This is a genomic window from Janthinobacterium kochi, from assembly GCF_051380715.1.
Lineage (GTDB): Bacteria > Pseudomonadota > Gammaproteobacteria > Burkholderiales > Burkholderiaceae_D > Janthinobacterium.
The window spans coordinates 119,017-142,919 of the sequence record NZ_JBNYXO010000001.1; the positions used below are offsets into that span (position 1 = coordinate 119,017).

Here is a 23,903-nt window from a genome sequence, read left to right on the forward strand (position 1 = left end):
GATGTCAAAGAAAATTATGGCAAAGAACGTCGTTGTCATCGGCACCCAATGGGGCGATGAGGGTAAAGGCAAGATCGTCGATTGGTTGACCGATCACGCCCAGGGTGTGGTGCGCTTCCAGGGCGGCCACAATGCAGGCCACACGCTGGTCATCGGCGGCGTCAAGACCGCGCTGCAACTGATCCCTTCGGGCATCATGCGTCCAGGCGTCGCCTGCTACATCGGTAACGGCGTGGTCGTTTCCGTGCCGGACGTGCTGCGCGAAATCGACAAGCTCGAAGCTGTCGGCGTCGAAGTCGCCTCGCGCCTGAAAGTGTCGGACGCGGCGCCCGTGATCCTGCCTTACCACACCGCGATCGACCTGGCGCGTGAAGCCAAGCGTGGCGATGCGAAGATCGGCACCACCGGCAAGGGCATCGGCCCGGCCTACGAAGACAAAGTGGCGCGTCGCGCGATCCGTATCGCCGACCTGTTGAACGAGAAGCGCTTTGCCGAAAAGCTGGCGGAAAACCTCGATTACCACAACTTCGTGCTGGAAAACTACCTGAAGGCACCGAAAGTCGACTATCAGAAGACCCTCGACGACGCGCTGGCCTATGTGCCGCGTCTGCGTCCGATGGTGACCGACGTGTCGAGCGCGCTGTACAAGGCGCACAAGGCCGGCGCGAACCTGCTGTTCGAAGGCGCGCAGGGTTCCCTGCTTGACGTCGACCACGGCACCTATCCGTTCGTCACCTCGTCGAACTGCGTGGCCGGCAATGCCGCCGCCGGTTCGGGCGTGGGCCCAGGCATGCTGCACTACATCATGGGCATCACCAAGGCCTACACGACGCGCGTCGGTTCCGGCCCGTTCCCTTCGGAACTGCCAACGGATGCGGGCGTCGGCCACCACCTGGCGCAGGTTGGCCATGAATTCGGCACCGTGACGGGCCGCGCCCGCCGCTGCGGCTGGTTCGACGCCGCCTTGCTGCGCCGCTCCGTGCAGATCAATGGCGTGACGGGCATGTGCCTGACCAAGCTGGACGTGCTGGACGGTATCGAAACCTTGAAACTGTGCACCGGCTACACCATCGACGGCGTAGCCACGGACATCTTCCCATCGGGCGCCGAAGAAGCCGCCCGTTGCGTGCCGGTGTACGAAGAGATGCCAGGCTGGACGGAAAGCACGGTCGGCGCGAAATCGCTGGCGGCCCTGCCGGCAACGGCGCGCGCTTACATCAAGCGCATCGAAGAACTGGTCGGCGTACCGGTGGACATGGTTTCGACCGGTCCGGATCGTGAAGAAACGATCGTGCTGCGCCACCCATTCGAGTAAGCTGCTGGACACAATCCGCCGCAAGGCGGATTTTTTTAATCACGCTAATAATAAGATTCCACTATCATGACTACCCCACAATCGAACGATCAACATCTCTGGGTCAACTGGGAAGAATACCACCGCCTGATCGAGCGCCTGGCGCTCAAGGTCTACGAATCGGGCTGGAAATTCGACCAAGTATTGTGCCTGGCGCGCGGCGGCGTGCGTCCCGGCGACGTGTTCTCGCGCATTTTTGATTTGCCGTTGGCTATCCTGTCGACCAGCTCCTACCGCGAAGACGCGGGCACGGTGCGCGGCGACCTCGATATCGCCAAGTACATGACGATGACCAAGGGCCCGCTGGCCGGCCGCATCCTGCTGGTCGACGACCTGGCCGATTCGGGCGTCACGCTGGACAAGGTCACGCGTCACCTGAAGGAAAACTTCCCTGACGTGACCGAAGTCAAATCGGCCGTGATCTGGCTGAAGGGCTGCTCCGTCGTGCGTCCCGACTACTTCCTCGACGAACTGCCGCACAATCCGTGGATCCACCAGCCGTTCGAAGACTACGACGGCCTGCGTCCGCACCAGTTGGCGGCGTGGATCAAGAAGGGCGAAGCAGGCAAGTAATTGCGTGCGCTCTTGCAAAAAAAAGACGATCATGTATCGTCTTTTTTTTCGTCTGAAGGAATCTGGCATGACCATTCTGCACACGGTGCGGCTGCGCCTCGAACCCGTCACCGACAAGCATTACGACGCCATGCACGCCATGAACTCGGATACCGAAGTGATGACCTACCTCAATGCGGGCCAGCCGGAGACGGAAGAGCACACGCGCGCCGCCGTTGCCCGCATCATGGGGCGCTGGGCCGAGTGGGGCTATTCGTGGTGGGCCTTGATGCGTACCGAAGATGAGGTGCTGGTGGGACTGGCCTGCTTGCAGCATATCGGCGGCGACAAGGCCAAGCCGCATGAAATCGGCTGGCGCCTGGCGCGCTCTGGCTGGGGCAAGGGTTATGCCAGCGAGGCCGCCGCCGCCATCGTCGCGCATGCCTTCGACGTCGTCGGCGCGCCCGAAGTGGTGGCCGTGGCGCACCCGGACAATGCCGCCTCGATCAAGGTCATGACGCGCCTGGGCATGCAGTACGCGGGCATGGAGCGCCACTACGACCTCGACAGCGTGGTGTACCGCCTGGCGCGCCCATGACGGCAATGCACAAGCCCCTGAAGCTGGGCTGCAGCTACGGCGTACGTTTTTCGCCCGATGGCACGCGCCTGGCCGTGCTGGGGCGCGACCTGGTGCTGTGGGATGTGGCGGCGCGGCAGAAACTGTGGCGCGGCAAATTCATCGCGCACATGTCGGGCATGGCCTTCTCGCCTGACGGCGCTCGGCTGGCCATCAAGAGCACGACGGGCCAGATGGCCTTGGTGGATGCCCAGGCGGGCCAGTTGCTGCTGAACTTCCAGAACAAGAAGGATGGCGAAGGCTGCGGTCCCGCGTGGTCGCCGTGCGGCCGCTATCTGGCCGACGGCGGCTGGGATGGCCGTCTGCGGATGCGCGACGCGCAGACGGGCGAGGTGCTCTTCACGCAGGAGCATCCGGGCGAGATGCTGCGCGGTGTCTGCGCCATCGATGGCGGGCGGCGTTTGCTGCTCCAGCACGGCGTCAAATCGGTGGACGAGGGGCGGGTCCAGCCGCCTGATTACTGCAGCGTGTGGGACTGGCCCTTGCAAGACGGTGGCGCGCGCGTGGTGCTGTCGCTGCCTGGCATGATGTCGTGTGCGCCGTCGCCAGATGGAGCGTCTCTGGCCATGCTGCACCACGCGGGCGGCACGCAGTATCTGTCCGTGCATGCGCTGGACGATGGCCGCGTGCTGGCCAGGGTGCCTGTGGAGGCGGGCGGCGGCACGGGCGACGCCTTGCGCTGGCTGCCAGACGGCAGCGCGCTGGGACGCATCGGCAAGGGCAAGCTGCTGTTTTACGGCTGGCCCGCGCTCGATGTCCTGGCACAACACGCTTTTATGTATCCATGCGCACTGGACTTTTTGCCTGCTTCGCCACTGGCCGCCATCGGCTCCTGGGAAGCGGGCATGCTGATGGATTTGAACCTTCACAAGGAGACCGCATGATTACCTGCTATTTGCGCTACATTATCGACCCGTACAAACTGCGGGAATTCGAAGCCTACGGCAAGCTGTGGATACCGCTGGTCGAACGTTTCGGCGGCCAGCACCACGGTTATTTTTTACCGTCCGAAGGCGCCAGCAACGTCGCGCTGGCCATGTTCTCTTTTCCCAGCCTGGCCCTGTACGAACAGTACCGCAGCGACTCCATGCAGGATGCGGAATGCCAGGCCGCCTTCCGCTATGCCGAGGAGACGCGCTGCATCGTCAGCTATGAGCGCAGTTTTTTCCGGCCGGTGTTTGGCTGAATCGTCTCAATCGCGCTGCGGCGCGCCCAGGGGGGAGAGGTGGCGGTACGGGCGTCCCTCTTCCACCGCGCGGGCGAACGCTGGACGGGCCAGCAGGCGCGCGCGGTAGGCGCGCAGCAGGGGCAGCGTTGCGGGAATCGGCTGCGTCCAATCCGCATAGAACAGCGAGGGGGCGGCGGCGCAGTCGGCCAGGCTGAAATGTTCGCCGGCGGCCCATGTCTTGCCGGCCAGGCGGGCTTCCAGCCAGGCGTAGGCGAGGTCCAGCTTTTCGCCGGCAAACGCGCGGCCTTCCCGGGCCTTCTCCGGGTCACCAGTCAGGGCAGCGCCCACCGCATGCTGCACTTGTGTCATGACATGCAGGTCGAAATAGCGGTCGAGAAAGCGCACTTCCAGCGCCTGCATCGGGTCATCCGGCAGCAGGCGCAGCGGGCCGGGATGGGCCAGTTGCAGGTATTCGATGATGATGCTGGTCTCGGCGACGTTGCGCTCCCCATCCACCAGCAGCGGAAACTTGCGCAGCGGCCAGCGCTCCAGCCACTGCTGCAGGTGCTGCGGCATGTCCGGCGCCAGGCAGCGGAAGTCGAACGGTATGGCGTTCTCGTACAGGGCAATGAGCACCTTTTGCGTGTACGAGGAAAAGGGATGGCCGTAGAGTATGAGCGACACGGTGAATCTCCCGTCATTTTGCAAGGTTGGCAACACGCGCGTGCTGCAACGATAGTGCAAGGACAGGATCAATGCAAGCGATACGGGCCGTTCGTGCGCCTGCCGCCACGCGCCATCACCCGTCGTTAGAACCGGATGGGACAAGGCGCCGCAGTCCCCTCGCCAAAACCGGCGTAGCCGGATCGCGCGCTGAGATTCAGCGTCATGTTGCCTTTGTCCGGTAAATAGATGCAGTATTCACCGGTCGCCGTGATGACGCGATAGATGCGCTTGGGATCGTTTGGTGCGCTCCACAGTTCGATACGCGCTGCTTCGAACCACTTCGGCTTGACTGCCGCATGTGCTTCGGCGAAGCCTTTCGCCAGGCGCGTGTGCGCCGTATCGGGCGGCGCCACGAACTCCTGTGGATGCTCGGCGCGCAGCTGGCGGTCGATGGCGCCGGCTGCCTGCAGCGCCTGTTGCGCCAGGGTGAGGGGGGCGGCCCTGGGTGCGGCAGGCACCGGTTCTGCCGGCAGGGCATAGTCTTGCGGCTTGTCTTGCACCGATGCCGTCGCTTCCTTCGGTGGCGACACGCTTGCCGCGCTGGAGGGAAGGGCTGGCGGACGTGCCGGCGCCGGATCTGGCTCGGTGGGTGGAATGACCGCTCTTGTTGTCAGCAGTGATGGCATCAGCTGCAGCCAGACCCGGTCATCGTGCCCGATTCTTGTGTGTGCCGGCCGCGTGGCTAGCCAGAACAGCGCCAGGTGCAGCAGGATAATCGCGGCGATGTAGCGGCCATGGGGACGCTGGCCGAGAGAGAAATCATGCTCCTGTAGTGCAAGGTCGATGCGCATCTGTTCCACGCCTGCCGTGATGAAGGTGGCACCAGTATGCAAATTTGCAACAGCGCTGTAAACAGGTTTTTGGCAGGACGCGGATGGTGCTCCCCAGGGTACTGAAAAATGCGCCTGAGCGATGATTTTGTTCAGCCGTCATTCCAGGCCGCCACGCCTCAATCCTCGGCCTGGAATTCGCTGGCCGAGACGAACAGGTCCCACGAAGCGATGAAGAGGGCCGCCACCACCGGGCCGATGACGAAGCCGTTCAGGCCAAACAGGGCCATGCCGCCCACGGTCGACAGCAGCACCACGTAGTCGGGCATCTTGGTGTCCTTGCCCACCAGGATGGGGCGCAGCACGTTGTCGACCAGGCCGATGACGAAGACGCCGAAGGCGGCCAGGCCTGCGCCTTGCCAGATGGCGCCCGTGGCCAGGAAGTAGACGGCCACGGGCGCCCAGACGAGGGCGGCGCCGACGGCCGGCAGCAGCGACAGGAAGGCCATCAACACGGCCCACAGCAGGGGCGCCGGCACCTCCAGGAACCAGAACGCCAGGCCGCCGAGGGCGCCCTGGGCAATCGCCACGAGGATGTTGCCTTTTACCGTGGCACGGATCACCGTGGTGAAATTGGTGAACAGGCGCTGCTTGTACTTGCGGCTCAGCGGCACGGCGCCCTTGATGCGGGCCGACAGGGCCGAGCCATCGCGCATGAGGAAAAACAGCAGGTACAGCATGATGCACAGGCTGGTGAGGAATTCGAAGGTGTACAGGCCCACATTGATGGCTTTCATCGCCACCACCTGGCTCAGCTGCGTGGCGCCTTCGGCCAGCTTGTCCTGCAGGCTGGCCAGGCTGCTCAAGTGGAAGCGCTCGAGCAAGTTGATCGACCATTGCGGCAGTACCGCCATGATTTTATTGAAGAACATGGTGACCGTGATTTCGCCCGAACGTACCATTTCCACGACGCTGGCCGCCTGGTTCACCAGCGACACGGAAATGAGCGACAGTGGCAGGATCACGATGACGACGATCAGCAGCAAGGTCAGCAGCGACGCCAGGCCGGCGCGGCCCCTGGTTTTCCGCAGCAGCCAGCGGTACACGGGCGCGAACAGGATCGCCAGGACGACGCCCCAGAAGATGGCGCCCGCATACGGCGCCAGTATCCAGCCGAAGCCGATAGTGACGATGCTCAGGAGGAGCAAGAATACTTTCTGGTGCAGCGTGAGGGTATGCATGGGCGGTAGCGCTATGATAAGGGTTGAGTTGTCTCATCATAAGCGAGGCCGCGTGCCGCGTGCCATACAATTGTCGCCTTGGTAGTCTGTGCGCGGACACGCCTGGCGCCGGCGCGCCGGCAGCGCGGTGGCTGCAATTCCAGTAAGCTGTCGTTCCAGGCGCTCCATCCTGGGTGCCGTTGACTTCTTTTGACTTCAGGAGCGCGCGTGCTTGACCCCATTCACTTTTATGAACCTGCGCAGGGCCATGGCCTGCCGCACGATCCCTTCAACGCCATCGTGGGGCCGCGTCCGATCGGCTGGATCGCCTCGCGCAGCGGCGATGGCGTGCTCAATCTGGCGCCGTACAGTTTTTTCAACGCCTTCAATTACACGCCGCCGCTGATCGGTTTTTCCAGCATCGGCCGCAAGGACACCTTGCGCAATATCGAGCAGACGGGCGAATTCGTGTGGAACCTGGCAACCCGTCCGCTGGCCGAGGCGATGAATGCCAGTTGCGCGCCGGCGCCGCCCGAGGTCGACGAATTCGCGCTGGCCGGCTTGACGCCGGCCGCCTCGCGCATCGTGAATGTGCCGCGCGTGGCCGAAAGCCCCGTGTCCTTCGAATGCCGGCGCACGCAGATCATCGAACTGCAAGGCGTCAGGGGCGACGGCGTCGGCAGCTGGCTGGTGCTGGGGGAAGTGGTGGGCGTGCATATCGCGCGCCATCTGCTCAAGGACGGCGTGTACGACACGGCCGCCGCCGCCCCCATCCTGCGCGGCGGCGGACCGGCCGATTATTTTGAAATCGGTCCGGACAGCTTGTTCCAGATGCGCCGGCCAAGCTACCCCTGAACGGGAGCAGGCTATTTCTGCATGATGGGATCGCGTCCCAGGGTGCGCGCCAGCGCGCCGCCGTCGCCGCGCCAGAATTCGCGGTCGGCCAGGCGTACGCGTTCGGCCGCATGCTGCATGTGTTCCATGGCTGCCTGGCGCGCCCGCTGCGGGTCGCCGGCGGCGATCGCCTGCACGATTTTTTCATGTTCGCGCCGCACTTCGATGGAAAAGTCCGTGCGCCGCGCTTCATTCGCGCGCGTCACCTTGACGGCAGAGCGGATCGGGTCGGCGAACATGGCGACGAATTTCGGCCAATAGGGGTTGCCCGTCGCCTCGGCGATGCACAGGTGCAGGCGCACGTCTTCTTCCACGCCGTCGACACCGGCCGCCACGGCTTCCTCGATGCGCCGCAGCGCGTGTTCGATATCGGCCAGCTGGCCCGGCGTGCGCCGCACGGCCGCCAGCGCGGCGATTTCCGCTTCCAGTCCCTGGCGCACCTCGATCAAGTTCAGCAGCGATTGCACCGACTGCTCCGTCAGCTCATCGCCCCTTTCGCCCGTCTTCGCGCCATCCTGTGCGCACACGAAGGTGCCGCTGCCCTTGCGCGTGGCGACGATGCCGTCTGCCTGCAGCAGGGCGATGGCTTCGCGCAGCACCGTGCGGCTGACGCCGAAGTGGCTTGCCATCGCTTGCTCCGATGGCAAACGCGTGCCCCCGGCCAGGCCATCGTGGTGGATCTGCTGGCGCAGCCGGGCCGCCACGCGCGCACCCAGGGTGCCGGTGGTGAAACTGCCCGCGGCGGGCTCCGGCGCGGGAAGGGTAAAGCTGAACGTGCGGTCCATCGGGTGCATCCTTGCGCTAACGGTTCTCATGGGGCTTGCCTGCTTGCCATTATATGGAATATACAGCTTGACACACACAAAACACACACATAATATACATCCATACAAATTTTAGACAAGTTGCCAGCCACCTCCGGTGGACCATAAAAACCCGGCACGGTCGATCCCCCAGCGATCAGGAGACAAGCATGGAAGTATCACAAGCATTGCCCGGGCAGCCGGCCGGCGCCGCCGCAAGCCAGAAAACCATCGACGACGCCGTCTACCGCAAGGTGACCTGGCGCATCATTCCCTTCCTCATGCTGTGCTACATCGTCGCTTATCTCGACCGTGTGAACGTGGGCTTCGCCAAGCTGCAAATGCTGGCCGACCTGCAGTTTTCCGAAACCGTGTACGGTCTGGGCGCGGGTGTGTTCTTCCTTGGCTACTTCCTGTTCGAAGTGCCCAGCAACGTGATGCTGCACAAGATCGGCGCGCGCGTGTGGATCGCCCGCATCATGATTACCTGGGCCATCATCTCGGGCGCCTTCATGTTCGTCACCACGCCGACCCAGTTCTACGTCATGCGCTTCCTGCTCGGCATCGCCGAGGCGGGCTTCTTCCCGGGCATCATCCTGTATCTGACCTACTGGTATCCATCCGAGCGCCGCGCGCGCATGGTGTGCACCTTCATGGCCGCCATTCCCGTGGCGGGCCTGATTGGCGGCCCCCTGTCGGGCTGGATCATGGAAACCTTCGCCGGCTGGCACGGGTATGCGGGCTGGCAGTGGATGTTCGTGCTTGAAGCGATTCCCGCCGCGCTGATGGGCGTGGCCGTGCTGCTGTATCTGGATAACAGCATCCGCGCCGCGAAGTGGCTGACGGAAGACGAAAAAGTCATCCTCGAGCAGCGTATCGCCACGGAAGCGCAGGGCAAGGTCTCGCACCCGTCGATCCGCGCCATGTTCGCCGATCCGCGCATCTGGGTCATGGCCCTGATTTATTTCTGCTGCGTGATGGGCCAGTATTCGCTGACCTTCTGGCTGCCCAGCCTGATCAAGGCGGCCGGCGTGACGGGCGTGCTCAATATCGGCCTGTTCACCGCGATTCCGTATTCGGTAGCTGTGGCGTCCATGATCCTGCTGGGCCGCAGCTCGGACAAGTACCGCGAACGCCGCTGGCACATGGCCATCCCGCTGGTGGTGGGTGCCGCCGCCATCGTCTGCAGCGCGCTGGCAGGTGCCCACAACACGGGCTGGGCCATCTTCTTCCTGACGATCGCCGCCGGTGGCATCCTGGCTGCCTCGCCCATGTTCTGGAGCTTGCCGACGGCCTTCCTCGGTGGCGTCTCGGCCGCTGCCGGCATCGCCGCCATCAATTCGGTGGGTAACCTGGCCGGCTTCGCGGCGCCGTACATGATCGGCTCCATCAAGGACTTGACCCAGTCGACCGATATCGCCATCTACCTGCTGGCCGGCATCCTCGTGTTTGGTGCCTTTATCATCATGCGGGTGCCGGCCAAGCTCGTAAATAAATAATGGAGTAAACAATGACTGCAACAATCGAGAAAGTGGGCGTGATCGGCCTGGGCGCCATGGGCATGGGCATCGCCCAATCGCTGCTGCGCGCCGGTTTTGAAGTGCATGCCTGCGATGTGCGGCCCGAGACCGTGCAAAAGCTGGTGGAGCTGGGCGCCCGGGCTGCCGCGTCGCCTGCCGCGCTGGCGGCGCAGGTGCAGGCGCTGCTGATCGTCGTCGTCAATGCGCAGCAGACGGAAGCCGTACTGTTTGGAGAGCAGGGCGCGGCCAGCGCCCTGGCACCGGGCAGCGTGGTCATCGCCTGTGCCACCGTGGCGCCGGAGTTTGCCGAAGCGCTCGGCGCGCGCCTGGCGACCATGGGATTGCGCTTCATCGACGCGCCTATTTCCGGCGGCGCTGCCAAGGCGGCTGCCGGCGAAATGTCGGTGATGGCGGCCGGCGCGCCCGATGCGTTTGACGCCTGCGCCGGTATTTTTGACGCCATCTGCGCCATGCTGTACCGCCTGGGCGAACAGCCGGGGCAGGGCTCGAAAGTCAAGATGATCAACCAGCTGCTGGCCGGCGTGCACATCGCCGCCGCCGCCGAAGCGATGGCGCTGGGCCTGCGTGCCGGCTGCGATCCGGATGCTCTGTACGAAGTCATTTCCAACAGCGCCGGCAGTTCCTGGATGTTCCAGAACAGGGTGCCGCACATCCTGAAGGGCGACTACACGCCGCTGTCGGCCGTGAATATTTTTGTGAAAGACCTGGGCATCGTGCTCGATTACGCGAAAAAAAGCGTGTTTCCATTGCCGCTGTCGGCCACGGCGCACCAGATGTTCATGCAGGCGTCGGCCGCCGGTTTTGGCGGCGAGGACGACGCCGCCGTCATCAAGCTTTTCCCTGGAATTACATTGCCAGCGAAAGCGTAACTGAATCAACAAGGAACCATCATGACCGTACTACTGGGATGTATCGCCGACGACTTCACGGGTGGCACCGACCTGGCCGGCATGCTGGTCAAGGCCGGCATGCGCACGGTGCAATTGATCGGCGTGCCGCAAGGGCCGCCACCTGGCGACGTCGATGCCGTCGTCATCGCCCTCAAGTCGCGCACGAATGCACCTGAAGACGCGGTGGCCGAGTCGCTGGCCGCGCTGGCCTGGCTGCAGCAGGCCGGATGCCGCCAGTTTTACTTCAAGTACTGCTCCACGTTCGACTCCACGCCGCGCGGCAATATCGGTCCCGTGACCGAGGCGTTGATGCGGGCGCTCGACACGGACTTCACGATTGCCTGCCCCGCGTTCCCCGCGAATGGCCGCACCATCTACAAGGGCAATCTGTTCGTCGGCGACGTGCCGCTGGCCGAGTCAGGCATGCGCGACCATCCCTTGACGCCGATGACGGATTCCAACCTGGTGCGCGTGCTGCAGCAGCAGGTGACGTCAAAAGTGGGCCTGGCCGATTTCTCCGTGGTGGAGAAGGGCGCCGCCGCCATCGCCCAGCGCTTCACGGACTTGCGTGGCCAGGGCTGCCATTTTGCCGTCGTCGATGCCGTCTCTAACCGCGACCTGGAAGCGATCGGCGCCGCCTGCGCCGACTTGAAACTGATTACGGGCGGCTCCGGCATCGCGCTGGGACTGCCGCAGAATTTCCGCCAGCGGGGCCAGTTGTCGCCATCGCCTGCGGGACAGGCAGGGCGCCTGCCGCCGGCCTCCGGATTTCGCGCCGTGATTTCTGGCAGCTGCTCGGTGGCCACGCAGCAGCAGGTGGCGCACGTGCGCGAGAGCGCCCCGTCATTCCACGTCGACCCGCTGCAGCTTGCCGCGGGAGGTGAGGTGGTGGACGCCGTGGTGGAGCAGGCACTGGAATGGGCTGGCGCGCATCTGGCGCAAGGCCCTGTCTTGATCTATGCCACGGCCACGCCGGACGCCGTGCGCGCCGTGCAGGCGCAGCTGGGCGTGGAGCGGGCCGGCGCCCTCGTTGAGGAAGCCCTGGCCGCCATCGCGCAAGGGCTGGTGCGCCTCGGTGTGGGCCAACTGATCGTCGCCGGCGGCGAAACCTCGGGCGCCGTCGTCAAGGCGCTGGGCGTGGCGGGTTTGCGCATCGGGCCAGAGATCGACCCCGGCGTGCCCTGGACACAAGCCTTGGCCGCGCCGGGCGACGATGGCATGGCGCCTTTGGTGTTGGCACTCAAGTCCGGTAATTTCGGCACGGTCGATTTTTTCAGCAAAGCCTGGCAGGTGCTGGCATGAGTACCGCTGCGTTTCATACTTCTCCGGAAGAGATGCGCCAGCGCGAGCAGATCGTCGATTTCGGCAAGTCCCTGTTCGAGCGGGGCCTGACGGCGGGCAGCAGCGGCAACCTGAGCGTGCGCCTGTCCGACGGCTGGCTGCTCACGCCCACGAATGCCAGCCTGGGGCGGCTCGATCCCGCGCAATTGTCCAAGCTCGATTGGGACGGCAACCTGATCAGCGGTGCGCCGCCGTCAAAAGAGGCATTTTTGCACCGCGCCATGTACGAAGAGCGCGGCAGCGCCGGCGCCATCGTGCACTTGCATTCCACGCATTCGGCCGCCGTGTCGTGCATGTGCGGCTTGAACCATGACGATTGCATCCCGCCGCTCACGCCATATTTTGTGATGAAGGTGGGGCGCTTGCCGCTCGTGCCGTACCACCGTCCGGGCGACCCGGCGCTGGCCGGCGCGATCGGCGCCATGGCGCGCAAGCACTCGGCCGTGCTGCTGGCCAATCACGGTCCCGTGGTCTCGGGCACCAGCCTGGAAGCGGCCGTGTATGCGGCCGAGGAACTGGAAGAGACGGCCAAGCTGTTCCTGCTGCTGCGTGATGTACCCACGCGCCCGCTCGACGCGGAACAGATCGCGGACCTGAAACACACATTCAAACTCGACATATAAGAAATCCAGGAGATACGCATGCCCCGCTTTGCCGCCAATCTGACCATGATGTTCAATGAAGTGCCTTTCCCGCAGCGCTTTGCCGCCGCCGCGCAAGCGGGTTTCCAGGGCGTCGAATTTCTGTTCCCTTACGATTACGCACCGCAGGAGGTAGCCGGCTGGCTGCGCGAGCACGGCTTGCAGAACGTGCTGTTTAACCTGCCGCCGGGCGACTGGGCGGCTGGCGAGCGTGGCATCGCCTCGCTGCCGGGCCGCGAAGCGGAATTCCGTGCCGGCGTGACGCGTGGCATCGAGTATGCGCTGGCACTGGGCACGCCACGCGTACACATGATGGCAGGCCTGCTGCCCGTGGGCGCCGACCTCGCGCTGCACCGCGCCACCTACCTGGCCAACCTGCAGTACGCGGCGAAGGCCGTGGGCGAGCATGGCGTCGAACTCTTGATCGAACCGATCAACGGGCGCGACATGCCCGGCTACTTCCTCGTCACGCAGGCGCAGGGCCATGCGCTGCGCCTGGAATCGGGCGCACCCAACGTCAAGGTGCAGATGGATTTTTACCACACGCAGATCGTCGAGGGCGATATCGCCATGACGTTCAAGAACAACTTCGACGGCATCGGCCACGTGCAGATCGCCAGCGTCCCTGCGCGCAACGAACCTGACGATGGCGAAGTCAATTACCCGTTTTTGTACACCCTGCTCGATGACCTGGGCTATGAGGGCTGGATCGGCTGCGAATACCGTCCGCGCGGGCGCACCGAGGATGGCCTGGGTTGGCTTGCCGCTTATAACAACAAACAAGGAGCATGAAGATGAAAGTTCTCATTACCGGCGGCGCCGGTTTCCTGGGACAGCGCCTGGCGCGCCAGTTGCTGGCGCAAGGCCAGCTGACGGACAGCCACGGCCAGTTGCAGACCATCAGCGAGCTGGTATTGGTCGACGTGGTGGCCGCGCATGACTTCAACGATGCGCGCGTCAAGGTGGTCACGGGCGATATCGCTGACGGTGCCCTGATGCGCGCCACCCTCGATGCGCAGACGGCATCCATCTTTCACCTGGCCGCCATCGTCAGCGGCCAGGCGGAAGCCGATTTCGAACTGGGCATGCGCATCAACCTCGATGCTTCGCGTTTGCTGCTCGACATCTGCCGCGAACTTGGGCACAAGCCGAAGGTCGTGTTTACCAGCTCCGTGGCCGTGTATGGCGGCAAGCTGCCGGACGTGGTGCAGGATACGACGGCTCTGAATCCCCAGTCGTCGTATGGCGCGCAAAAGGCCATCGGCGAATTGCTGCTCAACGATTACAGCCGCCGCGGCTTTGTCGACGGGCGCGTGCTGCGCCTGCCGACCATCAGCGTGCGTCCCGGCAAGCCGAACAAGGCGGCGTCCTCGTTCGCCAGCGGCATCATCCGCGAACCCTTGAACGGTGAAGCGGCTGTCTGCCCCGTGGCGACCGATTTGCGTCTGTGGCTGCTGTCGCCGCGCGGCGCCATCGCCTCCCTGATCGCCGGCCACGAGCTGGCGGGCGAGATGTTTGGCGCCAGCCGTACGGTGAACTTGCCGGGCTTGAGCGTCAGCGTGGGCGAGATGATCGCGGCACTTGAAGACGTGGCCGGCAGCGACGTGACGGCCCGCATCAGTCACGCGCCCGATCCGGCCGTCGAGCGCATCGTGAAGAGCTGGCCCGGCGCCTGGGACACGGCGCGCGCCGAAGCGCTGGGCTTGACGGCTGATGCGGATTTCGCCAGCATCATCCGTGCGTACATGGACGACGTCAACGCGGCTGCTTAGACTGACTTGGGCAGCTGCGAGCGGCGATAGTCGAACGGTGTGCTGCCCACCAGTTCCGCAAAACTGCGGCTGAAATGGGCCTGGTCAAAAAAGCCGAGTGCATGCGCCAGGCTGGCCAGGTCGGGCGCATCGGGCTGCGCCAGGCGCCAGATCGCTTCCTGCAGGCGGTAGCGCTGGATCACCCATTTCGGCGGCACGCCCACGTAGTTGGCAAACAGGCGCTGCAGCCGGCGTTCGCCGATGGCCATTTTTTCGCACAGCTGCGCTACGCTCGCCGGGCCGTTGTGGGCCGCCGCGGCAGCCGTCAGCCTGGCGGCCAAGAGGGCGGCGTCATCGACCTGCGGCAGCCTTGTCAGCAGCAGTGCCTGCACCTGCGCCACCATGGCCAGATCGTCGGACTCGCCTAACACCCGCACCTCGGCCTGCGTTGCCGGCATGCCGAGCAGCGCATCGGCGGCGATGGTCGTGTCGGTGAAGGTCGACAGTGGCTGCGTGATGAACGGGCGCAGGCCGCCCGGCGCGAAACGCACGCCCAATACTTTGCCTGCACCGACTAAAGGCCTGTCAAAGGCGCCGTGCACCACGCCATGGATGGCGGTGCGCCCAAGGTCGAATACCAGGTGGGCGTTCGGGTAGGGCAGCACGCGCTGCGTCTCCGGCGCCAGGCCCCGCCTGTCCCATTCGACGACCCAGAAATACTCGACAAACGGCACCAGCGCGGCGGCCGGTGGATAGGTCGCCAGGCGTATGCGGCGCGCCGCCGCCTGCGGGTCGACGATACCTTTCGGCGCCTGGCCGCGCGCGGCGAGCAGATTCATCGTGCTGTCGGTTTTATCCAATATTTGTCTCCTGCGCGGCACTAGGATGGTTCTCTCGTATTGAAGGAAAGGGAATCATGAAATCACACAGCTTGGCGGGCCTGGTGCTGGCCGCATGTTGTCTATCGGTGGCGCCAGCCGGCGCCGCCTCGTCTACAGAGGGAGATCATCGCATGCACGCGCACGCCACAGGAAGTTTTAGCATCACCATGACGCCGGCCGCAGCGCCGCAGCGCGCGGGGCGCACGACCTTGGGCAAGGTACTGCTCGACAAAGTCTATGCAGGCGATCTTGTCGCCATTGCCAAGGGCGAGATGCTCAATGCCGTCACCGACACCAAGGGCGCGGCCGGCTATGTCGCCATGGAAGCCATCACGGGAACCCTGCAGGGCAGGGAAGGCAGCTTCGTGGCGCAGCATTTCGGCACCATGGCCGACGGCAGGCAGGAGCTGAGCATCGTGATCGTGCCGCATTCCGGTACCGGGCAGCTGACGGGTATCAGCGGCACGCTGGCCATCCGCATTGAAAATGGCCAGCATTTCTACGACATCGATTACTCGCTGCCGGAGCCGTAAGCGGGCCAAGGCACGGCCCCGGCACGGATGGCCGTTTATTTGCCCAGTATCGACGCCACATTGTCGGTGCCCGGTGCGCCGAACAGCTGCTGCTTGAGGATGTGCAGCTGGTCGCGGACCTGCGCCGCCTTTTCGAACTCCAGGTTCTTGGCGTGGTCGAGCATCAGTTTTTCCAGGCGCTTGATTTCCTTGCTGACCTGCTTCTCGCTCATGGATTCGAACTTCGCCGCTTCCTGCGCCACTTGCAGATTGTCGCGCGCTTCCTGCGGGCTGTAGACGCCGTCGATCATTTCGCGGATCGATTTTTTCACGCCGATCGGGATGATGTTGTTGGCCGTGTTGAAGGCAATCTGCTTGGCGCGGCGGCGTTCCGTCTCGTCGATGGCGCGGCGCATGGAGTCCGTGATGCGGTCGCCGTACAGGATCGCCGTGCCGTTCAGGTTACGCGCGGCGCGCCCGATGGTCTGGATCAGGCTGCGCTCGGAGCGCAAGAAGCCTTCCTTGTCCGCGTCGAGGATGGCGACCAGCGACACTTCCGGCAAGTCCAGGCCCTCGCGCAGCAGGTTGATCCCCACCAGCACGTCGAAGGTGCCCAGGCGCAGGTCGCGCAGGATTTCCACGCGTTCCACCGTTTCGATATCGCTGTGCAGGTAGCGCACCTTGATGCCATGGTCGCCCAGGTATTCCGTCAATTGCTCCGACATGCGCTTGGTGAGCGTGGTCACCAGCACGCGCTCATCCTTCTTGATGCGCTCGACGATTTCCGACATCAGGTCGTCCACCTGGCTGCTGGCGGGGCGCACGATGATTTGCGGGTCGACCAGGCCCGTGGGGCGCACGACCTGTTCGACCACCTGGTCGGAATGGTTTTTTTCGTAGTCGCCCGGCGTGGCCGAGACGAACACCGTCTGGCGCATCTTCTGCTCGAATTCCTCGAATTTCAAGGGCCGGTTGTCGAGCGCCGACGGCAGGCGGAAGCCGTAGTCGACCAGGTTGGTCTTGCGCGAACGGTCGCCGTTGTACATGGCGCTCAGCTGGCCCGTCAGCACGTGGGACTCGTCGAGGAACATCAGCGCGTCGGGCGGCAGGTAGTCGACCAGGGTGGGCGGCGGTTCGCCCGGCAGCGCGCCGGACAGGTGGCGCGAATAGTTCTCGATGCCCTTGGTGAAACCGATTTCGGCCATCATTTCCAGGTCGAAGCGCGTACGCTGTTCCAGCCGCTGCTCCTCGATCAGTTTATTTTCCTTGCGGAAGAACTCGAGGCGCTCGCGCAGCTCGTCCTTGATGGTTTCCACGGCGCGCAGCACGGTGGAGCGGGGCGTCACGTAGTGCGAACCCGGGTACACGGTGAAGCGGGGGATTTTTTGCCGCACGCGGCCCGTCAGCGGGTCGAACAGCTGGATCGATTCGATCTCGTCGTCGAACATTTCCAGGCGCACGGCCAGTTCCGCATGCTCGGCGGGGAAGATGTCGATGGTATCGCCGCGCACGCGGAAGGTGCCGCGGCCGAAGTCGACCTCGTTGCGCGTGTACTGCATCTGGATCAGGCGCGCGATGACGTCGCGCTGGCTGACCCTGTCTTTTACGCGCAACGTCAAAATCATCTGGTGGTATTCGTTCGGATTACCGATACCGTAGATGGCCGAGACGGTGGCGACGATGATGACGTCGCGCCGCTCCATCAGCGACTTGGTGCACGACAGGCGCATCTGCTCGATATGCTCGTTGATCGACGAGTCCTTTTCGATGAACAGGTCGCGCTGCGGCACGTAGGCTTCCGGCTGGTAGTAATCATAGTAGCTGACGAAGTATTCGACCGCGTTTTGCGGGAAAAAGTCACGGAACTCGCTGTACAGCTGCGCCGCCAGTGTCTTGTTGGGTGCGAAGACGATGGCGGGCCGGCCCATGCGCGCGATGACGTTGGCCATGGTGTAGGTCTTGCCGGAACCGGTCACGCCCAGCAGGGTCTGGAAGGCCAGGCCATCGGCGATGCCCTCGGACAACTGGGTGATCGCCGCCGGCTGATCGCCGGCCGGAGAGAAGGGCTGGTGCAGCTTGAAGGGGGAATCCGGGAAAGAGATAATTGCGCTTTCCGCCTCGCTGGCGGTAGATAATTCGGGCATGTGAATCAGACCTTTGTTAGAATAGTGCTCTGCTGGCGGCCCTGGCGTTGTATTTGGGGCGCTGTCTACAACTCCGCTGTGAACCTGCTTCCAATCGAATCCAATCTTATCATGACGAACCCAACTGTTTCTGCCAGTCTGTTTAGCGCCATCGAGATGGCCCCACGCGACCCGATCCTGGGCATCACCGAAGCATTTAACGCGGACCAGAATCCCGCCAAAATCAATCTGGGCGTTGGCGTCTATTATGACGACAACGGTAAAGTGCCTCTGTTAGCTTGCGTACGCAAGGCAGAAGCCATCCTGATCGAGCAGGGCACGCCACGCACCTATCTGCCGATCGAAGGCCTGGCTGCCTACGACAAGGCGGTGCAAGAACTCGTATTTGGCGCCGATAGCGCCGTTATTCAAGAGCGCCGCGCCATTACCGTGCAAGCCATCGGCGGCACGGGCGCATTGAAGATCGGTGCCGACTTCCTGCAGCGCTTTGCGCCGGGTGCCCAGGTCTACATCAGCGACCCGAGCTGGGAAAACCACCGCGCGCTGTTTGAAAGCGCCGGTTTCGTCGTGAATAACTACACGTACTACGATGCCGCCACCCATGGCGTGAACTTCGACGGCATGCTGGCCAGCCTGAACGCCATGCCGGCCGGCTCCATCGTCGTGCTGCACGCCTGCTGCCACAACCCGACCGGTGCCGACCTGAGCGTGGCCCAGTGGGATCAGATCATCGGCGTCGTCACCTCGCGCGGCCTGGTGCCGTTCCTGGACATGGCCTATCAAGGTTTCGCCAACGGCATCGCCGAAGATGGCGCCGTGGTGCGCCGCTTCGCCGACGCGGGCGGCCCGCTGCTGGTGTCGAACTCGTTCTCGAAATCGTTCTCGCTGTATGGCGAGCGCGTGGGCGCCCTGAGCGTCGTCGCGGCCAGCGCCGATGAAGCGGCCCGTTTGCTGTCGCAATTGAAGCGCGTCGTGCGCACCAACTACTCGAACCCGCCTACGCATGGCGGCAAAGTGGTCGCCACCGTCCTGGCCACGCCGGAACTGCGCCAGTTGTGGGAAGAGGAACTGGCCGGCATGCGCGTGCGCATCCGTGAAATGCGCAATGCCTTCGTGGAAAAACTGAAGGCCAAGGCGCCAGGCCACGACTTCGAATTCGTGCGCCAGCAAATCGGCATGTTTTCGTACTCGGGCCTGACCAAGGAGCAAGTGGCGACCCTGCGCGAGCAATCGATCTACGCCGTCGACACGGGGCGTATCTGCGTGGCTGCGTTGAATTCGCGCAATATCGACATCGTTATTGACGCGATCGCCAAAGTGCTTTAAGATATTGCTTCTTCGGCGCTGCATGCAAGTGTGGCGCTGATGGCAGTGGAAAGTCGGCGATGGCCGTGTTTGTCGAGATGCAGCATTAGTCTTGCAAATACGAAACAATCGACATATAATATTGCCTCTTTTCCCTGATAGCTCAGTTGGTAGAGCGACGGACTGTTAATCCGCAGGTCCCTGGTTCGAGTCCAGGTCGGGGAGCCAGAATTCGAAAGGCCACGTTGAAAAACGTGGCCTTTTTTGTTTTTCGCCACAGGCGCGAGTGGCGGCAAAAGTAGAATTTCCCTATGGGAATCTGGACATCTGAATAGTTGCCCTATATAATACGGCCTCTTTTCCCTGATAGCTCAGTTGGTAGAGCGACGGACTGTTAATCCGCAGGTCCCTGGTTCGAGTCCAGGTCGGGGAGCCAGAATTCGGAAGGCCATGTTGAAAAACATGGCCTTTTCTGTTTTCCGCCGCAGCCCGCTGGGCTTGCCTGTGCGTGATCGCGTTTTGCGCTATCCTGAATGCATCCTTTCAGGAGCACCTTCCCATGACTTGTACCTCCGCCTTGCGCCATATTGTCCTGTGCGACTTCCTCGATGGCATCACGTCTGCCAAGCACGCCGAACTCGTCTACGAGTTTTCCCAGCTCAAGCAGCGCATTCCCGGCGTGCGGCAATTTGAATGGGGGCCGAACGTCAGCCCGGAAGGCCTCGATGATGGCTTTACCGATTGCTTTACCCTGACCTTCGATGGTGCCGGCGCGCGCGACGTGTATCTGACCCATCCGGCCCACCTGGCCTTTGTCGAGCAGCTCAAGCCATGGCTGGGTCGCGTGCTGGTATTTGACTACTATCCGCAAGAGCATCCGGGCTGACCGCTGCCAGGCTGGGTGACGTCGGAAAAATACACTTTTTTCTGGGGGAAATCTGGACATCGTAAAATTTACCCTATAGAATGCGGCCTCTTTTCCCTGATAGCTCAGTTGGTAGAGCGACGGACTGTTAATCCGCAGGTCCCTGGTTCGAGTCCAGGTCGGGGAGCCAGAACATCAGCAGTGTCGAAAAGCCCAGCCTTCACGGTTGGGCTTTTTGCGTTTCAGGCGCTCTTAATTGTTCGGTTGAATTGTCTCCAATGTCTTGATGATGGCTTCTTGAAATTTCACCGCTTCATCCTGGTGTATCTGATGCCCGGAATGGTCAAAGAAAAACAGCCCTTTCTTTGGCGCCTTCAAGGTCTCGAAATACGCTTGCGTGATCCTGGTCGAGGTCTGGATATCGTTCTTGCCGACGAAGAAATACACGGGGCAGTCAACGCTCTTCAAGGTCCTGGGCAAATCAAGGTTCATGACCTCGTTCCAGACGGGCGACCAGGTCTTGGACCATTGCAGAAAGCCCTTCTTGAAACTTTCGCTCGCTGCAAATTCCTTGCCATCTTTGTAGAAAAGCCATTTCCTTAAATAAAACATGCTTTCGTCACTGGCAAACGGGAAACTGACGCTGTCCAGTTCCTGGCTGGCGAGGGGATTGTCCTTGAAATACACTTTCAAGGTTTTCAGCAATTCTTTCTCGCTGTCCAGCTGGCTCACGACAGGATTGGAAGCGAAATAGGCATGCAGCAGTTCCGGATGATTTTTAACGATAGAAAAGCCCAGGACGTTGCCCCAGGAACTGCCCAGCAAGTATATTTTTTCCTGCTTTAACTCCTTGCGCAGAAATTGTATGACTTGATACGTATCCTTCTCCATCTGTCCGACGGATGGCTGGGTGGGCGAAGGATTCAGTGTCAATGTTTTTCCCGCGTCCCGCTGGTCCCATTGCACAATCGTAAATCTGCTTTTCAGTCTATTCGTAAAGGCATCCGCGCCCTTGATCATGGAGCTTCCCGGACCGCCGGATAAAAACAGCAGGACGGGTTTGCTTGCGTCGTCCGTCTTGATTTCCACCACCTGCTTGATGCCGCCAATGTCGGGTGTCAGGGTGGTGGTGACTTCAGCGGAAACGGGTTTCGCTTCCGCCAAGGCTTGCGCCTGGCATGCGTAGAAGGGAATCAGGGCGCTAAGAAGCACTGCCAATGTCATTTTTTTTATCATGGTGTGAGGGTGAGTTTCAGGTTGCTTGCAAGGGCGCCGCATTGCACGTGTGCATTGCGCCGCAGTTGAACAGCTATCTATCGCAAGGACTCCATCGGGTACGTCGATATGCCTCCTTGTCAGAGTTTGGTTTCATGGAAATCATTGGTCTTGCCCGGCATGTAGCCGCAATGCTTCCAGCGCCAGATAGCCGGGCTGTAACAGCGCGGCGATGGCGGCCAAGCCGCTTGCCGCGGGCGCTGGTGCATCGCCATGGTAGGCCGTGCCGTATTTCGCGTGCACGCCGCCACGTGCGCGCATCGTTTGCAACCGCCTCGTTGTCGGGGCGATGCCGAAGCGGGCCAATAAATCGCTGAAGAGGATATCTGGCAATTGCTTGTAGTTAATTAACTGCAGCTGGCCGGCGGCGGCATGGGGCACGGCGGCGGTGAACAGGCTGGCCAGCACGAGGCCGGTATAGCCATCGAGATCGCCCGGTGCCAGCTGGTGTTCGGGCAGCGGCAGCTGTGCCGGATGCAGCATGCCGGGCACCATTTGCGGTCCGCGCTGGCGCTGGTGCGAGGCCAGCACGGCCAGCGGTTCGCGGTAGACGAACAGGCAGGGCGTGCCGGGAAATGCTCGCCGCAGCAAGTCCAGGCTGTGGATATGCCAGCAGTCGAATTTGATGAAGAAATGCGTCTCTTCGCCCGAGCGGCGCTGGCCCAGTGCCAGGATGGCCTGGCGCAGCAGGGCGATACTGGCCGCCGGGTCGCCGTTGTCGTGATGCAGGCGCAGCAGCGAGTCGATGACGGGTGGCTCGGACATCACTATGCACTGCGGCAAGGACGCCAGCAGCTGGCTCAGCAGGGTTGAGCCGCAGCGCGAGACGTGGAAGATGAGGGCGTCGGGCGCCAGGCAATCGCCGAGTGTCGCCAGCGCCGCCAGCGGCGTGCGGCAGACGCGGCGCTCCTCATGCGGCTGGCGCGCCAGGGTATTGACAAAGAAGGCGTCGCTGAAAGCCGTTTCCCCCAGCTCGCGCCAGCACATGGCGGCGTCCGCCAGTGCCCCGCCGCGCTCCATATACTCCACATACAGCGGATACCAGCCGCGCAAGTCCATGCCCTCGTGCCATGCCACCGTCTCGCCCCTGGCCAACAGGCGTTCCTGCTGCGCCAGGCACGGCGCGGCGCTCATGGCGCGCTCCCGTCGGCCAAGGCAGACAGTTGGCTGGCCAGCGCCAGGCTGGCAGGCGAGGGCGACAGCTGCAACTGGGCGATGACGGCCCGCACATTGCCATCGTTGATGCTGGGGTCGCCATATTTGTGGGACGCTTTCGGCACGAAACCGGCCGAGGCGAACAGCGCTTCGAGCCAGGCATTGGCGACGCAGTCGAGCACGAGGTGGATGCGCGGCGCCGCGCCCCGGTTGTGCACCGCGTGCAGGCAACTGGCGTCCATGTACCAGGCGTGCCCGGCCGTGAAGTACACGTTCTCGCCGTCGATGCTGAACACGACCTGCGGCGAAGTGTGGATGGGGATGTGGATGCGGATCAAGCCATCGGCCAGCGACGTGCCAGCATCGCGGTGCGCGCGGATGACGGCGCCCGGCGCCAGCGCCATCAGGCGCGCGGCGCGGATCTCGCATGCGAAGCTGGCGAGCACCTCGCGCAGGCAAGGGCAGCGCGCCAGTTGCGGCGTGCCGGCATAGGTGGCGGCGTCGACGGGCATGATGTGGCCGGCCTGGCCGCCTGCCGAGCGCAGCGGCACGCAGCTCCAGCCCTGGTCGTAGGCGCCCGTGTTGAAATGGCTGATCCACTCGTCCGTGGCGAACTGGTCGCTGTCGCCTTGCATGCGCGCCACGTCGAAGTGCAGCGGCAGCTGCAGCCAGGTGCTGGGTGCGCCGGGCGCCGGCACTATGGCGCACTCCATTCCAGTTGCTCCTGCACCTCGTTTTCCCCGCGCAGGCGAAAGCCCAGCCGCTGATACAGTGCGCGCGCGGCAGTGTTGCTTTTGTTGACGGCAAGGTGGATGTGTAACTGGTCCGCCCCGGCTTGGGCCTGCAGGCCGCGCAGCACGGCACTGCCGGCGCCCTGACCTTGCGCGGCGGGCAGGATGGCGATATCGACCAGGTGCAGCACCTGATCCTGATCCTGGCGGTCCAGGATCAGGCGGCCGATGGGGGTGTCGCCGTGCTCCAGCACCAGGTACGCCGCGTGCGGATACGCCTGGCGGTAACCGTGGCTTTGCATGCGCTGCTGCATGGCGATCAGCTGTTCGATGTCGGCGGGCTCGGCCGGCATCTGGCGCAAGTCGTCGCGTGTGGAGCTGTACAGCGCGGCGGCAAAGCCATCGTCGTCGTCGCGCTGGATGCGCAATTGATAAGGGGCGGAAAGCGGTAAGTTGTGCATCGGTGCTCCGGCAGGTTGTGGCAAATGCGCAGGCGTTTGTTTATTTGCTATGCTGCCAATTTTTCCGCGTACTTGCAATCATTTCAAGGAGGCCGCCATGCATTCTGTCTCGCGCGTGAATCCGGCACGCGCGGAACTGGCCGCCACGGCGGCCGCGCTGTGCGATCCGCAGCGTTCCCTGGCAAGCCTGGTCGGCGAAACGGTGTAGCTGCGCCAGCTCGTCGAACGCCACTCGCGCCTGTCCATGGAGCGGCAGGACGGCTTGCGCGACGGTGAAAGCTTCCTG

25 protein-coding genes and 3 tRNA genes are annotated in these 23,903 nt (G+C 63.1%); 18 read left to right on the top strand and 10 right to left on the bottom strand.

Going from position 1 to position 23,903, the window contains the following annotated elements:
- The first annotated feature begins 1 nt into the window (after window position 1).
- The 5 genes from ACQ4WL_RS00505 to ACQ4WL_RS00525 all read left to right on the top strand — a co-directional run bounded on the left by ACQ4WL_RS00505 (window position 2) and on the right by ACQ4WL_RS00525 (window position 3,729).
- The gene (locus tag ACQ4WL_RS00505; RefSeq protein WP_034752021.1) at window positions 2–1,315 is read left to right on the top strand and encodes an adenylosuccinate synthase; all 1,314 of its coding nucleotides are present in this window, start codon (window positions 2–4) and stop codon (window positions 1,313–1,315) included.
- 66 nt (window positions 1,316–1,381) lie between these two features.
- Window positions 1,382–1,927 (top strand): phosphoribosyltransferase, encoded by a 546-nt coding sequence (locus ACQ4WL_RS00510; protein ID WP_034752020.1) that lies wholly within the window; start codon window positions 1,382–1,384, stop codon window positions 1,925–1,927.
- Between the two features lie 67 nt (window positions 1,928–1,994).
- A complete protein-coding gene (locus ACQ4WL_RS00515) occupies window positions 1,995–2,504 on the top strand; it encodes a GNAT family N-acetyltransferase (RefSeq protein ID WP_436507419.1) in 510 nt (169 codons plus the stop codon).
- Entirely contained in the window at window positions 2,501–3,427 is a 927-nt protein-coding gene (locus ACQ4WL_RS00520) for a WD40 repeat domain-containing protein (RefSeq protein WP_436507420.1), read from the top strand. Before ACQ4WL_RS00515 ends, ACQ4WL_RS00520 begins: the two co-directional genes overlap by 4 nt.
- On the top strand, window positions 3,424–3,729 hold the full coding sequence (locus tag ACQ4WL_RS00525; RefSeq protein WP_034789018.1) for an NIPSNAP family protein: 306 nt from the start codon (window positions 3,424–3,426) through the stop codon (window positions 3,727–3,729). Before ACQ4WL_RS00520 ends, ACQ4WL_RS00525 begins: the two co-directional genes overlap by 4 nt.
- Window positions 3,730–3,735: 6 nt before the next feature.
- Here the strand turns inward: ACQ4WL_RS00525 and ACQ4WL_RS00530 are convergent, their stop codons facing one another.
- The 3 genes from ACQ4WL_RS00530 to ACQ4WL_RS00540 all read right to left on the bottom strand — a co-directional run bounded on the left by ACQ4WL_RS00530 (window position 3,736) and on the right by ACQ4WL_RS00540 (window position 6,448).
- Complete coding sequence (locus ACQ4WL_RS00530; protein ID WP_436507422.1) at window positions 3,736–4,395, bottom strand: glutathione S-transferase family protein; 660 nt, start codon at window positions 4,393–4,395, stop codon at window positions 3,736–3,738.
- Between the two features lie 125 nt (window positions 4,396–4,520).
- A complete protein-coding gene (locus tag ACQ4WL_RS00535) occupies window positions 4,521–5,270 on the bottom strand; it encodes a hypothetical protein (protein ID WP_436507423.1) in 750 nt (249 codons plus the stop codon).
- A 116-nt stretch (window positions 5,271–5,386) separates the two neighbouring features.
- Window positions 5,387–6,448, bottom strand: a complete 1,062-nt coding sequence (locus ACQ4WL_RS00540; RefSeq protein WP_436507425.1) for an AI-2E family transporter — start codon at window positions 6,446–6,448, stop codon at window positions 5,387–5,389.
- A 207-nt stretch (window positions 6,449–6,655) separates the two neighbouring features.
- Between ACQ4WL_RS00540 and ACQ4WL_RS00545 the strand changes: the two genes are divergently transcribed.
- Window positions 6,656–7,282: a flavin reductase family protein gene (locus ACQ4WL_RS00545; RefSeq protein ID WP_436507426.1), complete on the top strand. Its 627-nt coding sequence runs from the start codon at window positions 6,656–6,658 to the stop codon at window positions 7,280–7,282.
- 11 nt (window positions 7,283–7,293) lie between these two features.
- Here the strand turns inward: ACQ4WL_RS00545 and ACQ4WL_RS00550 are convergent, their stop codons facing one another.
- Complete coding sequence (locus ACQ4WL_RS00550; protein WP_436507427.1) at window positions 7,294–8,136, bottom strand: FadR/GntR family transcriptional regulator; 843 nt, start codon at window positions 8,134–8,136, stop codon at window positions 7,294–7,296.
- 158 nt (window positions 8,137–8,294) lie between these two features.
- On the opposite strand from ACQ4WL_RS00550, the gene ACQ4WL_RS00555 reads away from it, so the two are divergent.
- Genes ACQ4WL_RS00555 through denD form a run of 6 tightly spaced genes read left to right on the top strand, consistent with a single transcriptional unit; the run spans window position 8,295 to window position 14,309 of the window.
- Window positions 8,295–9,623, top strand: a complete 1,329-nt coding sequence (locus ACQ4WL_RS00555) for an MFS transporter (protein ID WP_071076292.1) — start codon at window positions 8,295–8,297, stop codon at window positions 9,621–9,623.
- 11 nt (window positions 9,624–9,634) lie between these two features.
- On the top strand, window positions 9,635–10,534 hold the full coding sequence (gene ltnD / locus ACQ4WL_RS00560; RefSeq protein ID WP_436507429.1) for an L-threonate dehydrogenase: 900 nt from the start codon (window positions 9,635–9,637) through the stop codon (window positions 10,532–10,534).
- A 21-nt stretch (window positions 10,535–10,555) separates the two neighbouring features.
- On the top strand, window positions 10,556–11,857 hold the full coding sequence (otnK, locus tag ACQ4WL_RS00565) for a 3-oxo-tetronate kinase (protein WP_436507431.1): 1,302 nt from the start codon (window positions 10,556–10,558) through the stop codon (window positions 11,855–11,857).
- Window positions 11,854–12,519, top strand: a complete 666-nt coding sequence (gene otnC / locus ACQ4WL_RS00570; RefSeq protein ID WP_436507433.1) for a 3-oxo-tetronate 4-phosphate decarboxylase — start codon at window positions 11,854–11,856, stop codon at window positions 12,517–12,519. Before otnK ends, otnC begins: the two co-directional genes overlap by 4 nt.
- An 18-nt stretch (window positions 12,520–12,537) precedes the next feature.
- The gene (gene otnI / locus ACQ4WL_RS00575; RefSeq protein WP_436507434.1) at window positions 12,538–13,329 is read left to right on the top strand and encodes a 2-oxo-tetronate isomerase; all 792 of its coding nucleotides are present in this window, start codon (window positions 12,538–12,540) and stop codon (window positions 13,327–13,329) included.
- A gap of 2 nt (window positions 13,330–13,331) precedes the next feature.
- Entirely contained in the window at window positions 13,332–14,309 is a 978-nt protein-coding gene (denD, locus tag ACQ4WL_RS00580; RefSeq protein ID WP_436507436.1) for a D-erythronate dehydrogenase, read from the top strand.
- On the opposite strand, the gene ACQ4WL_RS00585 is transcribed toward denD, so the two are convergent.
- A complete protein-coding gene (locus ACQ4WL_RS00585; protein ID WP_436507437.1) occupies window positions 14,306–15,148 on the bottom strand; it encodes a DUF6597 domain-containing transcriptional factor in 843 nt (280 codons plus the stop codon). The two genes, denD and ACQ4WL_RS00585, sit on opposite strands and share 4 nt — an antisense overlap.
- A 56-nt stretch (window positions 15,149–15,204) precedes the next feature.
- On the opposite strand from ACQ4WL_RS00585, the gene ACQ4WL_RS00590 reads away from it, so the two are divergent.
- Window positions 15,205–15,702 (top strand): DUF3224 domain-containing protein, encoded by a 498-nt coding sequence (locus ACQ4WL_RS00590; RefSeq protein ID WP_436507438.1) that lies wholly within the window; start codon window positions 15,205–15,207, stop codon window positions 15,700–15,702.
- 35 nt (window positions 15,703–15,737) lie between these two features.
- Here the strand turns inward: ACQ4WL_RS00590 and uvrB are convergent, their stop codons facing one another.
- Window positions 15,738–17,825, bottom strand: a complete 2,088-nt coding sequence (uvrB, locus tag ACQ4WL_RS00595) for an excinuclease ABC subunit UvrB (protein WP_436507440.1) — start codon at window positions 17,823–17,825, stop codon at window positions 15,738–15,740.
- Window positions 17,826–17,936: 111 nt separating this feature from the next.
- Between uvrB and ACQ4WL_RS00600 the strand changes: the two genes are divergently transcribed.
- From ACQ4WL_RS00600 to ACQ4WL_RS00620, 5 genes are all read left to right on the top strand, one after another.
- Window positions 17,937–19,151 (top strand): amino acid aminotransferase, encoded by a 1,215-nt coding sequence (locus ACQ4WL_RS00600; protein WP_436507441.1) that lies wholly within the window; start codon window positions 17,937–17,939, stop codon window positions 19,149–19,151.
- Between the two features lie 131 nt (window positions 19,152–19,282).
- Window positions 19,283–19,358, top strand: a tRNA-Asn gene (locus ACQ4WL_RS00605).
- Between the two features lie 132 nt (window positions 19,359–19,490).
- A tRNA-Asn gene (locus tag ACQ4WL_RS00610) sits at window positions 19,491–19,566 on the top strand.
- 123 nt (window positions 19,567–19,689) lie between these two features.
- On the top strand, window positions 19,690–20,016 hold the full coding sequence (locus ACQ4WL_RS00615; protein ID WP_436507442.1) for a Dabb family protein: 327 nt from the start codon (window positions 19,690–19,692) through the stop codon (window positions 20,014–20,016).
- A gap of 93 nt (window positions 20,017–20,109) precedes the next feature.
- A tRNA-Asn gene (locus ACQ4WL_RS00620) sits at window positions 20,110–20,185 on the top strand.
- 62 nt (window positions 20,186–20,247) lie between these two features.
- On the opposite strand, the gene ACQ4WL_RS00625 is transcribed toward ACQ4WL_RS00620, so the two are convergent.
- The 4 genes from ACQ4WL_RS00625 to ACQ4WL_RS00640 form a co-directional block, all read right to left on the bottom strand.
- The gene (locus tag ACQ4WL_RS00625; protein WP_436507443.1) at window positions 20,248–21,231 is read right to left on the bottom strand and encodes an alpha/beta fold hydrolase; all 984 of its coding nucleotides are present in this window, start codon (window positions 21,229–21,231) and stop codon (window positions 20,248–20,250) included.
- 141 nt (window positions 21,232–21,372) lie between these two features.
- The gene (locus ACQ4WL_RS00630) at window positions 21,373–22,404 is read right to left on the bottom strand and encodes a sulfotransferase family protein (RefSeq protein WP_436507444.1); all 1,032 of its coding nucleotides are present in this window, start codon (window positions 22,402–22,404) and stop codon (window positions 21,373–21,375) included.
- Window positions 22,401–23,138, bottom strand: coding sequence for an aspartyl/asparaginyl beta-hydroxylase domain-containing protein (locus tag ACQ4WL_RS00635; protein ID WP_436507445.1), 738 nt, complete (start codon window positions 23,136–23,138; stop codon window positions 22,401–22,403). Before ACQ4WL_RS00635 ends, ACQ4WL_RS00630 begins: the two co-directional genes overlap by 4 nt.
- Entirely contained in the window at window positions 23,123–23,617 is a 495-nt protein-coding gene (locus ACQ4WL_RS00640) for a GNAT family N-acetyltransferase (RefSeq protein ID WP_436507446.1), read from the bottom strand. Before ACQ4WL_RS00640 ends, ACQ4WL_RS00635 begins: the two co-directional genes overlap by 16 nt.
- Between the last annotated feature and the right edge of the window lie 286 nt (window positions 23,618–23,903).